A 13,300-nucleotide genomic window follows, 5' to 3' on the forward strand; every position below is an offset into this window, starting at 1 on the left:
AACTAACAACTAACAACTAACAACTAACAACTAACAACTAACAACTAACAACTAACAACTAACGTATAACTTTTTTTAAGACTCCAAGTACACCGCGAATAAAAGTAGCACTGGTCAACACCTTTACAACAGGATTCATTCGGGTGCTCTTTCTGGCAGAGGTACTTCTTCTGGATGTAGCTTTTTTTTCTTTCTCTTTTTCAGCCTCCTTCTCAGCTACTTCTATTTTTTCATTGAGAATTTCATAGGCACTTTCTCTATCAATATCCTCATTGTATTTTTTAATGAGTTTGGACTTGCCCAAAACATCTTTTAGCTCAGTATTCGTTAAAACGTCCATTCTGCTCATGGGCGCGCGTAGCATAGTGGCCGCAAGTGGAGTAGGTCTTCCCTTTTCATCCAAAGCAGAAATTAAGGCTTCACCAATTCCTAATGATGTCAAGACCTCTTTGGTGTCATAAAATTCAGAATCTGGATAATTTTCGGCAGTAAGTTTAATGGCTTTTCTATCCTTCGCCGTGAAGGCTCTAAGCGCATGCTGTACTTTAAGCCCCAACTGTGACAATACGGCATCTGGGACATCGGTTGGGTTCTGTGTTACAAAATAGAGCCCAATACCCTTGGAACGGATTAGTTTTACGATACTTTCAATCTGGTCCAATAATGCCTTTGAAGCTTCCTTGAAAATCAGATGGGCTTCATCTATAAAAAGAATCAGTTCTGGTCTGTCACTATCACCTTGTTCTGGGAATGTACTGTAAATTTCGGCCAAAAGACTCAACATAAAGGTTGAAAAAAGTTTGGGCTTGTCTTGAATATCGGTCAATCTAATGATGTTGATAAAACCTCTACCATTTTCATCTATACGAACCAGGTCGTCCACTTCGAATGATTTTTCACCAAAGAACAAATCTGCCCCTTGTTGCTCCAGCTCTATGATTTTCCTTAAAATAGTTCCCGTAGAGCTGGTTGAGATTCTTCCATAGGATTCCTGAAATTCTTTCTTCCCTTCGCCAGTGGCATATTGCAACACTTTTTTAAAATCCTTTAAATCCAATAATGGAAGTTTGTTGTCATCACAGTATTTAAAGACAACCGCGACAATACCTTCTTGTGTGACCGTTAGGTCCAAAATTCTTGAAAGCAATACAGGACCAAATTCTGAGACCGTGGCACGTAAACGAACCCCATTTTGTTCTGAAAGGGATAAAATTTCTACAGGAAATGCGGTGGCATTAAAGGGAATCCCAATTTTTTCATGACGCTCATCTATTTTGGGATGGCCAGGACTTGGTTGTGCTATACCACTTAGGTCACCCTTTAGGTCCATTAACAATACTGGAATTCCCTTGTCAGATAAATTCTCGGCAATTACTTGGAGTGTCTTGGTCTTTCCCGTACCTGTTGCTCCTGCAATCAACCCATGGCGGTTAAGAGTTTTCAACGGAATCTTTACTAAGGCATTGGTAACAGTTTCACCATTAAGGATTCCTGCGCCCATAGTTATAAAATCACCTTTGGTCGTGTAGCCTTTTTCAATATGTTCAAAGAATTTTTCTTTGCCTTCCATGGACTTCAATTTCTGATAAAAATAGGGTAATTTTAAACAAATCTAAAAACACTATTATGAAACTGGTTCAACGTTTTTTTCTTTCTGTTCTCATGCTTGGAATATTTGCTGCGTCCCATGCTCAAAAAACCACGGAGATTATTTTTCATAAATCGCACGAAGTAAAAAAGCAAAATGCTCCTTTTAGTGATGTGGTGCAAGCAGGAAACCTTTTCTTTTTGGCAGGACAAATAGGAATGGACCATTCTACCAGAACCATGGTCGAAGGTGGCATAAAAGGTGAGACCGAACAAGTAATCAAAAATATTGAAGCTGTTTTGGCGCAGCATAATATGAAATTGGAAAATGTTGTAAAATGTACCGTTATCTTAAGTACTATGGATGATTTTGGTGCGTTTAACGAAGTATACTCCAAGTTTTTTACAAAAAAGCCAGCAAGAACCACTTTTGCAGCTAGTGGATTGGCAAGAAATGCCAAAATTGAGATTGAGGTTGTCGCTGTCAGATAACCGATGATTGCAGACAGGCTGTTCTAAAATCCCCTTTTTAGGAATACTGATTCCAGAAACCTACTAATCGGAAAATCCAACCATCCAACCTATCTTTGCAAAATGGTTTCAGAACAGGTTATGGATTTGGTAGGGAAAGGTTTGATGCTTCCTTTAATGGAAGAGTTCTACACTATCCAAGGAGAGGGATTTCATAAAGGTACGGCTGCTTATTTTATACGTGTTGGTGGCTGTGATGTAGGTTGCCATTGGTGCGATGTAAAAGAAAGCTGGAATGCCGATACACATCCACCTACTCAAATTGGAAGTATTGTTGAGAATGCTGCTAAATATTCAGATACTATTGTTGTTACAGGTGGTGAGCCGCTTACGTGGGATATGGGGCCATTGACCTCTGGATTGAAGAACATGAGCCTAAAAACCCATATTGAAACTTCTGGGGCATATTCGCTAACAGGTATTTGGGACTGGATTTGTCTTTCACCTAAAAAGAATAAGCTCCCTGTTGATGAAGTTTATAGCGTTGCCCACGAATTGAAGGTTATAATTTTCAATAAGCACGATTTTATATTCGCTGAGGAGCAAGCTGCAAAAGTTAATGGCAATTGCATATTGTATTTACAACCAGAGTGGAGCGTGCGTGAAAAAATGGTTCCACTAATTGTGGATTACGTTATGGAGCATCCAAAGTGGAAAGTATCCTTACAAACCCATAAATACTTGAATATTCCTTAAACCTAAGATTAACGTCCGCCGTTGTTTTGTAAATCCAAAATACATTCGGCATCAAGACGTGGAACTGCAGCAGACCCTCTAGCGACATTGCTTTCCAGCATTTTTAGGATTGTATTCCCATTTAAGTTACATGCCGAACGTAATCCTGAAGTCTTTCCGGCTAAGCTTAGCATTCTTGCTGCTGAACTTCCAAATACCAATTCTGCACGCATTAAGCAACCGTCTACATTACAATGATCATTACCAATAGGGTTGCCATTATCATCCAGGACGGGATTGCCATTCTCGTCCCTTTGAATGTCTTCATGTTCATTAATGGCTTCAGTACCTAAGTTTACCAATCCAAATAAATGTCCAAATTCGTGATTTAACGTGGCGGTCTCAACATCGGTTAAAGATATGGTCTCCCTTCTACTTGCCAAAGTTCTTATTGTAGATTCGTAAATTATCATAGAAGTATTTCTGTATACAGCTCCTAAAGTAACCAAGCCTTCGTCCAAATCATCACCATCTGATGGGGCATCTGCAAAATAAATGTAGATGGCCAAAGTGCTACCGTCGTTATAAGCCGTTCTATTCTCTTCCTCTAAATCTGCAATTTCGTCCAAAATCAGTGTTTCCTCATTTGGAGAGGGTAATTCCCTATATGTAACTTCAATATCCGTTTTAAAAGTCCTATCGGATAGATAGCCCACAAAATTATCAATTGAGGTTTCTGTAGGGCGAAACCCGCGAACATAGGTAATTTCAATCAATAGTTTATCAAAATTCACATTAGATAAAATATCGTTCGCAGAGGACCCTGTAGCTTGTAAGTTAGGTGTTTTGTTTACAGTTGCTGAGGGATTGGAGTCATCGTCCGAATCATTGGAACAGCTACTGACAAATGCCAAAACAATTAATAGAAGAATCAGATTTTTCTTTTTCATAGCAAAATGATATGTAATGAAAACGCCAATGGGCGAATTCTATTATACAGGTAACGAAAGTCTTGCCAAATAGTCGTAATGTTTCCCTTGGCTTACAAGCTCGCAATTAAATCCATTGGTTTCACATGCATTCTTCAATGTACTAAAATCAATATAGAGCCAATTGAACGGTGGTCCTTTATGTCCTTTATATTCCAATGTAAAACATACCTCTCCATAATACTCTCCATTGTTGGGGACCCAAAACCCACCATCTTCATCTTGGTCGAACATGTAGATGATATCGCTTGAATCCAATAGAATTTGCCCGTTTGGCAATAACAATGATTTTAAATGATTTAAAAACTCAACTAAAGCTATCAACTTTCCTGCCAAACCAATGCCGTTCATAAGTAATAATAAAGTATCAAATTTTGATTCGTGATAGTTGAGTATGGTATTTTGTACGGTTGTTTTTACACCCCTTTCTTTGCAAACTTCTATCGCTCCTTTTGAGGTGTCCAAAGCGGTAACTTCCAATCCTTTATTTTGAAGGTGTAGTGCATGACTTCCTGCACCACAGCCTATATCCAATACTTTTCCCTTTGCCAAACGCAACGCTTTTTGCTCCAAGAGTGGCATTTCATTATAGCTGCGAAATAAGTAGGGCAGTGGGATAACATCTTCTTCATCAAGAGAAGAATAGGTTTTTATATCTTCTGAATAGTTTTTATTCTGATAATCCAGTAAAGCTGTACCAAAAATATCTTCCATACATTAAAATCGAATACTGCAAAAATGGGACTTTAATCGAAGATAAGGGTTTAAATGAAATCCATTTTTTAAGTTTGCTTCATGATGAAGAAGGAACTTGAGCAATTGCCTAAAAAAGCAAAAGAAAAGCATGCAGAGAATAAAAGATTTTTTGCGAAGCTCAGAAAACGTCCTCCAAAAGATTTGGATTATGTTATGCAGGACCTTCATGATGCAGAATTTCAACGCACGGATTGCCTCACTTGTGCCAATTGCTGTAAGACAACAGGGCCTCTTTTCACCAATGCCGATGTTGAGCGAATAGCTAAGTACTTTAGAAAGAAACCTTCACAGTTCATTGATGAATACCTTCGGGTCGATGAAGACAACGACTATGTACTAAAAGAAGTTCCTTGTACATTCTTGGGAGATGATAATTACTGTTCCATTTATTCGGTGCGTCCTAAAGCATGCCGTGAGTTTCCCCATACAGACCGAAAAAAGTTTCAACAGATTACTAACCTTACTTTAAAGAACGTTGCTATTTGCCCCGCCGCCTTTAATATTGTCGAAGAAATGAAGCGCAAAATCAAGTTTTGACGATTTCTTATATTTGAAGGTATGGAGCAGATAATCACCTATTTCGAAAATATACCCGCATTGCACCGAAGCCTAATTCTAATCGGTGGAATTACCTTTTTTTGGATTTTGGAGGGAATCGTACCGCTCTTTAACGTGAACTATAAAAAGTGGCGTCATTCCGTTCCTAATTTTTTCTTTACGCTTACAACAATAATTGTCAATTTTCCTTTGGCGTTTTTACTATTGAAAACAGCGGATTGGTCAGTGGAAAATCAGTTTGGAATCATTAATTGGCTTCCGGAAATGCCGTTATGGTTATACGTTTTGTTGGGTGTCATGCTATTGGATTTGATAGGCGCCTATACTGCACATTTGGTGGAACACAAGGTAAAACCCCTTTGGATGGTGCATTTGGTACATCATTCCGACCATAATGTAGATACCACAACAGCCAATAGACACCATCCTTTAGAAAGTTTGATTCGGTATACATTTACCTTAATAGGCGTTTTCATTGTTGGAGCGCCAATAGGTATCATCATGCTCTACCAAAGTCTGTCTGTGGTGCTATCGCAATTTAACCATGCCAATATACGCTTGCCAAAAAAGGTTGATGATGCTATAAGTTGGATTATTATAAGTCCGGATATGCATAAGGTGCACCATCATTACCAACTTCCCTATACCGATTCCAATTACGGAAACATCTTTTCGATTTGGGACAGGCTTTTTGGGACATACATGAAAATGGATGTGGATAAAATAGTCTATGGAGTTGATACTTTTCCTGATGAGAAAGAGAACAGTAGCATTATTGGTTTGTTAAAGCAGCCTTTTCATAAATACCGCAAGCCGACCACAAGTGATTAGTCGTAAATCAGATATTTTTTTCGGATAGCTTTAAAGGTCTCCAATTCTTCTTGCCAAGTAGCTTTTATCTCATCTTCCGAAAGTCCAGCTTCAATTTGTTTTTGTAACTCAGGGGTGCCCGAATGTTTGGTGAAGGATTCGGTCTTGAAGAATTTTGACTTATCCGAGGTGTTTGTATATGCATCGATCAACCACTTTAAGGACATGATGTTCATGCGTTTTTCTTTAGATAGATCACTTCCAAAACATATTTTGCCTTCTTCTTTTGGATATTTGGACCCAAAATTTGGTTGAGGTACATAACTGAAATCATATTGGGTACTGTCCAAAAACGATGCTCCATAGCGTTGAAATTGAAACTCGGTACCTCTCCCGGCATTTACATTGGTTCCCTCAAAAAGCCCTAAGCTGGGATATAGATGTATAGAAGTATCGTTGGGTAAGTTGGGCGATGGTCTAATCGATAAGCTATAGTCGGTATTTCGGTTATAATTCTCAATTGGAATGATGGTCAAATCAGCAATAACTCCATCAGTGAGCCACCCTTCCGTATTGATCATTTTTGCAAATTCCCCAATGGTCATTCCATAAACTAGAGGAATCGTGGTCATTCCCAAAAAACTTGTATGTTCTTTTTTCATTGTCGGTCCATCAACATAACCCGCATTGGGATTGGGTCTGTCCAACACAATTATGGGAATGTCATTTTCAGCACAAGCTTCCATCACTAATTGCAATGTTGCGATATACGTATAGAACCGCACCCCCACATCTTGAATGTCAAAAACAACAATATCCAAGTCCTGTAATTGTTCCTTGGAAGGTTTTTTGTTTTTCCCATATAAGGAAACAATGGGAAGTCCGGTTTTAGTATCGACGCCGTCCTTGACCACTTCACCAGCATCTGCTTTTCCGCGAAATCCATGCTCTGGCGCAAAGACTTTTTTAATATTGACATTGAGGGAAATCAAAGAATCCACTAAATGCGTGTTGCCCGCTTTTTTGAAAATAACACTGGTTTGATTGGCAACCACTCCAATATCATTGTCCTTAAGCAAATGAAGGTAGGCGGATATCCTGTTTGCGGCAACTTTAACTTCCGATAACGAATCGTTTTTTGTGTCCACCATATGTTTTTTGGTGGAATCTTCTTGTCCTCGACATGAAGAAAAGAGTAAAAACAACAATAAAACTGTACTTTTGAAAACAGATAAAATGGGCATTCGTTGAATTTAGAATTGTTTATTGCCAAGCGCCTTATTACAGGGAAGGAGCATAAAATTAGTATATCCGCTCCTATAATAAAAATTGCCATTGCAGCAATTGCCATTGGAATCGTAATGATGCTGATTGCCATTGCCACTGGTGTGGGCCTTAAACAAAAGATCCGTGAAAAAGTTGCTGCCTTTAACGGGCATATCCAAATTTCGAATTACGATAATAATACTTCGGATGTTTCTGTAGAGCCTATCTCCTTAAATCAAGATTTTTATCCAAAGTTTAATGATGTTGATGGAATTGCACATGTGCAAGCGGTAGCAACAAAAGGCGGCATCATTAGAACCGAAGATACCTTTGAAGGGATGCTGGCCAAAGGTGTGGGACAGGATTATAACTGGAATGCTTTTGAAGAATTTGTAGTAGATGGTCGATTGCCCGATTATGGTGGTAAGCTAAATGATGAGGTTTTGATTTCCAGAATCATGGCAAATCGGTTGCAACTTAAAGTTAACGATACTTTTTTCTCTTTTTTTCTAAAAGATGGAGATGCTTCCAAAGTTCCCAATAATAGAAAGTTTAACATAGTTGGTATTTATGATAGCGGTTTTGAGGAGTTTGATGGCACCTATGTTTTTGTTGATATCCGTCACATTCAACGTATGAACAAATGGAAAGCTGATGAAATTGGGAACTTTGAGGTTTTTCTGGAAGATTTCAATCAGTTGGAAGAAAAAAGCAATGAAATCTACGGAAAAACGCTCTCTGATCTCGACACACAAAATATAAAGACGAAATACTTCAGGATTTTTGAGTGGATAGGATTATTCGACTTTAATATAGCTCTGATCATAGGCATCATGATCATTGTTGGAGGAATCAATATGATTACAGCTTTGTTAGTGCTTATTTTAGAACGTACCCAAATGATCGGGGTTTTAAAAGCATTGGGGTCAGAGAATTGGAGTATTCGAAAAGTGTTTTTGTACAATGCCACCTATCTGATTGCTATAGGACTACTTTGGGGCAATGGTATTGGTTTGGGATTGTTGTACCTTCAAAACAAGTATCGATTATTCAAATTCCCTAATCCTGAAGAATACTACATCGAATATATTCCTGTTCATATCGATGTGCCAATGGTTCTGTTTTTGAACCTAGGTGTTATGCTCTTGTGTTTGTTAATGCTTTTATTGCCTTCGTATATTATCACCAAGATAACTCCGGTGAAAGCGATTAAGTTTGAGTGAGGTTCAAGTTCAAATCTCAAGTTCAAACGCAAGCTCAAAATTCAAATTTTAATTTTTTCCTTAACCCTTAACCCTTAACCCTTAACCCTTAACCCTTAACCCTTAACCCTTAACCCTTAACCCTTAACCCTTAACCCTTAACCCTTAACCCTAAAACAAATACAAGTTCAAGCTCAAAGTTCAAATACAACCTCTAGTTTAGTTTAATTCAAAAACCAACAACGAACAACGAACTCAATCTCGTTTGATTATCTTTGCGCCGATTATGGAATACGCTAATAATATACTTGAAACCATTGGGAAAACACCCTTGGTAAAATTGAATGCATTGACCGCTGAATTACCTTGTTTGGTGCTGGCGAAATATGAAACGTTCAATCCGGGAAATTCCGTTAAGGATAGGATGGCCTTGCAAATGGTCGAAGATGCTGAAGCTGTTGGAATCCTTAAGCCAGGTGGAACGATTATAGAGGGTACATCTGGGAACACTGGGATGGGATTGGCCTTGGCGGCAGTGGTAAAAGGTTATAAAATGATTTGCGTTATCAGCGATAAGCAATCAAAAGAAAAGATAGATATATTAAAGGCGGTTGGTAGCGAAGTGCATGTTTGCCCTACAGATGTAGCTCCAGAAGATCCACGTAGTTATTATTCAACAGCAAAACGACTTTCTAAGGAGATTCCCAATTCTTGGTATGTGAACCAATACGATAATCCATCCAACTGTAAAGCGCACTACTTAAGCACAGGTCCAGAGATTTGGGAACAGACCGACGGTAAAGTAACCCATTTTGTAGTTGGTGTAGGTACCGGTGGAACTATTTCTGGCGTGGGCAGTTATCTTAAACAGCAAAATCCCAATGTAAAGGTATGGGGAATCGATACCTACGGTTCTGTCTTTAAAAAATATCATGAGACGGGTATTTTTGATGAAAATGAAATATATCCATATGTAACCGAGGGGATAGGGGAGGATATATTGCCCAAGAATGTAAACTTTGGAATTATTGATGGCTTTACAAAGGTGACCGATAAAGATGCAGCTGTGTATACGCAACGTTTGGCAAAAGAAGAAGGCATGTTTTTAGGGAACTCGGCGGGAGCCGCCATTAAGGGCTTACTTCAATTAAAGGAACACTTCTCTAAAGATGATGTGGTCGTAGTGCTTTTCCATGACCATGGCAGTCGCTATGTTGGCAAAATGTTTAATGATGATTGGATGCGGGAGAAAGGATATATAGATTAATTTTCTATACTTTAGAGCTAAAATCCAAACTTATGTCACTAAAGAATCTTCTAACTGTCAGCTGTTTTTTGCTGACTGTCTCACTAGTTGCACAAAATCTTTCAAAAACCGAGAAGAAGATTATAACTTCCGTTGAGAAAAATAATTCCGAAGCTATATCCTTTCTAGAAAAGGTAGTCAATATCAATAGTGGTACACTAAATGCCAAAGGCGTAAAAGAGGTAGGTATGGTCTTTAAGGATGCTTTTGAAGACATCAACTTTCAAACGAATTGGATTGAGATGCCTGCAGAAATGAACCGTGCTGGACATCTGTTTGCAGAGACTACAGGTAAAAAAGGAAAGAAATTATTGCTTATAGGGCATTTGGATACGGTTTTTGAAGAGGATAGTCCTTTTCAGGAATTCAAAATGATAAACGATAGTATTGCCCATGCACCTGGTGGCAATGATATGAAGGGAGGGAATGTCATCGTGCTTTATGCATTAAAGGCGCTGCACGAAAATGGATTATTAAAGAAGGCACAGATCATCACAGCCTTTACCGGAGATGAAGAAAGTACCGGAAAGCCTTTAGAAGTTAGTAGGAAAGATTTCATCGATGCAGCAAAACGCAGTGATATTGCTTTGGGTTTTGAAACTTCTACAGGTTTTAATTACGCCACGGTCGCCAGACGGGGTTCTTCGGGTTGGGCGGTCGAGGTTAAAGGTAAACGAGCACATTCCTCTGGAATCTTTAATGAACGGGTTGGGGCAGGAGCCATATTTGAGATGTCGCGCATCTTACATCAATTTTATACCGATGTCAAAGGTGAAGATTTGCTCACGTTTAATCCCGGTACTCTTTTAGGAGGAACTTTTGTCAATTTTGATGGTGCAACAAGTAAAGGCGATGTTTTTGGAAAGACCAATGTTGTTGCCCAAAAAGCTTTGGTGCGTGGAGGGTTGCGTTTTATTTCGGAAGAACAAAAAGAAAGGGCACGAGAAAAAATGCGAAATATCATATCCAACAATCTTCCCAATACTTCTGCGGAGATAACCTTTACAGATAGTTATCCAGCAATGGGGCCAACAGAAGGAAACAAGGCGCTTTTGAATGTTTTGAATAAAGTAAGTCTCGATTTGGAACAGGGCGAGGTTTTGGCGTATGATCCGGGGAAACGCGGTGCAGCAGATACATCCTTCGTTGCCGAATATGTAGATTGTCTAGATGGTTTGGGAGCTATGGGCACTGGGGCGCACACCCCTGAAGAAACCGTAAATCTAAATACAATAGAAGCTTTGACTAAACGTACGGCAATCTTAATCTATAGACTTATCAATACAAACTAATGATAACTCTAAAAAACGAAAATAGTACGGTCGGTATTGATGATGGAGAGTTGGTTAGCTACGTTGTTAAAGGTCACGAATTCATCCATCAAAAAGGAAGCCCGGGTTGGAGAAGTTCGGATACGGAGATGTTTCCTATCATTGGACCTGTAAATGAAGCAAACTTTAACGTACAGGTCTCCAAAGGAAATGCTACACAAGATCAGCACGGTATTTTACGGGAATTGGAGTACAAACTTGTTTCCAATACAGAAACTTCGGCGGTCTATAAAAAAGAGTATAAAACTGGAACGCCTATTAAAAATTCCAAGTATCCAGAAAAATCTACTAAGCAGTGGTTGATGTGGCCTTTCTCTTTTGGTTTTGAAAAGTCATTCAACCTGAACAGAGAAGTACTGGAAGTTACATTTATTATTACAGGCGAACATGATATGCCTTTTATGTTAGGGTACCACCCGGCATTTAAACTTCATACGGATAATCCGATAATAGTTGCCGGTGAAAAGGAAATCACATTGGATGAGATTCTGGCGGTTGGGAATAGAGCTTTACAGATTGCCAATTGTAAATCCATCACATTAAAAGACAAAAAATCCATTACCATTGAAACCGAAGGCTTTGAACATTTTATGTGTTGGACGGAGGTAAACAACATGGTCTGTATTGAACCCATTACTTTTTATCCCTATGCGGTTGAACAAAGTAAGCTGCACGAAGGATTTCAATATTTGAAGGATTCAGCCCGATTCAAAGTAACTTTGAAGGTCAACTAAATTTCTGCTTTAATTCATCTACAGCAGCTTCGGTCATGGCATTTTTTTCTTGTTCAAGCAAGATTGATGCAGGAGCCATTCGCTCGGCACAATCCGCAATAGCACATCTTTCGCAGGTAACACCCACATTATAGGTTTTAATTGCTTTGTCGCCCAGAAAACTGACTTTACGCTTTAGTTGGTCGTTCATGAGCAATCCAATGCCCACACTTCGGTACATGTCTTTTTTAAATGGATCTTTGGTGGCAGAAGAAAAAATTAAATATGAGAATTTATCATCTGGATAGTGGGAAATCTGTACTTTAATATCATGCTCAGCATCTGTTTTTTCAATTTTTTGTAGTACGCGGACCGAAGCCCATCTGCGACAGTACTTTTCATTGGTCTCATTGCCGTGGGGCGAGTGTTGATGGGTAAGATGAAGTTCTTTGGTGATATCGAAGTGTTGACTCCCTTTTAGATATGCAAATCGCAGGAAAAATATATTCTCCATCTGATAATCGGCAGGCAATAGGTTTGTCAATCGTTGATATAAAGACTCAGGAGACGCATTGAAGCGCTTTGTCATTTTAGCCAAAAATGTCTTGTCGAACTTTGGCTTTGCTAAAAAATCATCCAGATTACGTTTGAGCAATTGTCTGGGAATGATCAGTGCACCTGCAAAGTAAGAGGCATATAAATTGTTGAGTACTTGGTCAAAATTTTCAAACTTGATCCAGGTAAACGTGTACAGACGTTCTGTGATTTTTAAATAATTATAGCCAATTTCCTTCGCGTAAATAAAAGTACGCTGTGCCTCATCTACATGATCGGCAACCAAAAGTGTCTTTGTTTTAGGGACAAAAATAGAACGCAGATTATCCAACTCCCTATAGGTGATCAGGTCTTCATTATTTATTGTGTAACCGTATTCTTCAACTAGGATCTCTTCCAGCTCAGATGAAGAGACGGACTTTTCCATATTGATATGGTATGCTTTTGCAAAATCAATAACAGCACTTTCCAAATCTGGAAAAAAGTTTTGATTTGCTTCTTGGTACGAACGTAGGGAAGCAAGATAAAAGCTTTCCTTACCAAAATCATAGTGTTTTGCAATTTCAATAATGGTGCTGATAAAGGCATTTACCTTGGTCGGCGCATTGGCAACAATATCGATAAGGTCACTTTCCTTAATCCCAAATAAGTGCAGTGGCAACTCCTTTAATACTTTGGATTGCAATATTTCCCCGACGGGAGCTAGGTTTTTATCCAGCTTTAAGGATACCATTTTATCGTAAGGCACCTCTAGCTTCTCTGCAAGCAGGACAATTTTATCGGTTTTTGGATACTTTTTTCCTTTCTCGATTTCGTTCAGGTAGGATTTGGAAAGTCCGGTAAGCTTAGAAAGCCCGAATAGTGATAGGTTTTTCTTTCCGCGTATTTGTTTGAGTTTTAGCCCAAAAATTAGTTTGATGTATTCTTCTTCCATTTTTCGCAATCAAAGATAGTATATTTTGCGAATATTATAAAAATAGCGATTATATTATATTTAGCGAACGTTCGCTTGTTTTTGAAA

13 protein-coding genes are annotated in these 13,300 nt (G+C 38.7%); 8 read left to right on the plus strand and 5 right to left on the minus strand.

The genetic code is table 11. The features are described 5' to 3' along the window. Positions 1-58: 58 nt before the first annotated feature. Complete coding sequence (locus LV716_RS12090; RefSeq protein WP_163418060.1) at positions 59-1,570, minus strand: helicase HerA-like domain-containing protein; 1,512 nt, start codon at positions 1,568-1,570, stop codon at positions 59-61. Positions 1,571-1,626: 56 nt separating this feature from the next. On the opposite strand from LV716_RS12090, the gene LV716_RS12095 reads away from it, so the two are divergent. Together LV716_RS12095 and LV716_RS12100 are read left to right on the plus strand one after the other, a co-directional pair. Then, positions 1,627-2,079: a Rid family detoxifying hydrolase gene (locus LV716_RS12095; RefSeq protein WP_163418061.1), complete on the plus strand. Its 453-nt coding sequence runs from the start codon at positions 1,627-1,629 to the stop codon at positions 2,077-2,079. 102 nt (positions 2,080-2,181) lie between these two features. Then, positions 2,182-2,814, plus strand: coding sequence for a 7-carboxy-7-deazaguanine synthase QueE (locus tag LV716_RS12100; RefSeq protein WP_163418062.1), 633 nt, complete (start codon positions 2,182-2,184; stop codon positions 2,812-2,814). Between the two features lie 8 nt (positions 2,815-2,822). Here LV716_RS12100 and LV716_RS12105 read toward each other — a convergent pair whose 3' ends face one another. Then, entirely contained in the window at positions 2,823-3,743 is a 921-nt protein-coding gene (locus LV716_RS12105) for a hypothetical protein (RefSeq protein WP_163418063.1), read from the minus strand. A 42-nt stretch (positions 3,744-3,785) separates the two neighbouring features. After that, positions 3,786-4,496 carry a bifunctional 2-polyprenyl-6-hydroxyphenol methylase/3-demethylubiquinol 3-O-methyltransferase UbiG gene (locus LV716_RS12110; RefSeq protein ID WP_163418064.1) on the minus strand — a complete coding sequence of 237 codons (711 nt, stop codon included), beginning with the start codon at positions 4,494-4,496 and terminating at the stop codon, positions 3,786-3,788. A gap of 84 nt (positions 4,497-4,580) precedes the next feature. On the opposite strand from LV716_RS12110, the gene LV716_RS12115 reads away from it, so the two are divergent. Together LV716_RS12115 and LV716_RS12120 are read left to right on the plus strand one after the other, a co-directional pair. Continuing rightward, positions 4,581-5,075: a YkgJ family cysteine cluster protein gene (locus tag LV716_RS12115; protein ID WP_163419436.1), complete on the plus strand. Its 495-nt coding sequence runs from the start codon at positions 4,581-4,583 to the stop codon at positions 5,073-5,075. A gap of 21 nt (positions 5,076-5,096) precedes the next feature. Further along, positions 5,097-5,927, plus strand: a complete 831-nt coding sequence (locus LV716_RS12120) for a sterol desaturase family protein (protein ID WP_163418065.1) — start codon at positions 5,097-5,099, stop codon at positions 5,925-5,927. Here LV716_RS12120 and LV716_RS12125 read toward each other — a convergent pair. Next, complete coding sequence (locus LV716_RS12125; RefSeq protein ID WP_163418066.1) at positions 5,924-7,150, minus strand: exo-beta-N-acetylmuramidase NamZ domain-containing protein; 1,227 nt, start codon at positions 7,148-7,150, stop codon at positions 5,924-5,926. The two genes, LV716_RS12120 and LV716_RS12125, sit on opposite strands and share 4 nt — an antisense overlap. A 3-nt stretch (positions 7,151-7,153) precedes the next feature. Between LV716_RS12125 and LV716_RS12130 the strand changes: the two genes are divergently transcribed. The 4 genes from LV716_RS12130 to LV716_RS12145 all read left to right on the plus strand — a co-directional run bounded on the left by LV716_RS12130 (position 7,154) and on the right by LV716_RS12145 (position 11,745). After that, on the plus strand, positions 7,154-8,395 hold the full coding sequence (locus LV716_RS12130; RefSeq protein WP_163418067.1) for an ABC transporter permease: 1,242 nt from the start codon (positions 7,154-7,156) through the stop codon (positions 8,393-8,395). A 265-nt stretch (positions 8,396-8,660) separates the two neighbouring features. Beyond that, a complete protein-coding gene (locus LV716_RS12135; protein ID WP_163418068.1) occupies positions 8,661-9,641 on the plus strand; it encodes a PLP-dependent cysteine synthase family protein in 981 nt (326 codons plus the stop codon). 32 nt (positions 9,642-9,673) lie between these two features. Beyond that, entirely contained in the window at positions 9,674-10,972 is a 1,299-nt protein-coding gene (locus LV716_RS12140; RefSeq protein WP_163418069.1) for a M20/M25/M40 family metallo-hydrolase, read from the plus strand. Continuing rightward, positions 10,972-11,745 carry an aldose 1-epimerase gene (locus tag LV716_RS12145; RefSeq protein WP_163418070.1) on the plus strand — a complete coding sequence of 258 codons (774 nt, stop codon included), beginning with the start codon at positions 10,972-10,974 and terminating at the stop codon, positions 11,743-11,745. The genes LV716_RS12140 and LV716_RS12145 overlap by 1 nt, the downstream gene beginning before the upstream one ends. Here the strand turns inward: LV716_RS12145 and LV716_RS12150 are convergent. Then, positions 11,738-13,213, minus strand: a complete 1,476-nt coding sequence (locus LV716_RS12150; protein ID WP_163418071.1) for a helix-turn-helix domain-containing protein — start codon at positions 13,211-13,213, stop codon at positions 11,738-11,740. The two genes, LV716_RS12145 and LV716_RS12150, sit on opposite strands and share 8 nt — an antisense overlap. Between the last annotated feature and the right edge of the window lie 87 nt (positions 13,214-13,300).

Source organism: Flagellimonas sp. HMM57, from assembly GCF_021390175.1.
In the GTDB taxonomy this organism is placed as follows: domain Bacteria; phylum Bacteroidota; class Bacteroidia; order Flavobacteriales; family Flavobacteriaceae; genus Flagellimonas.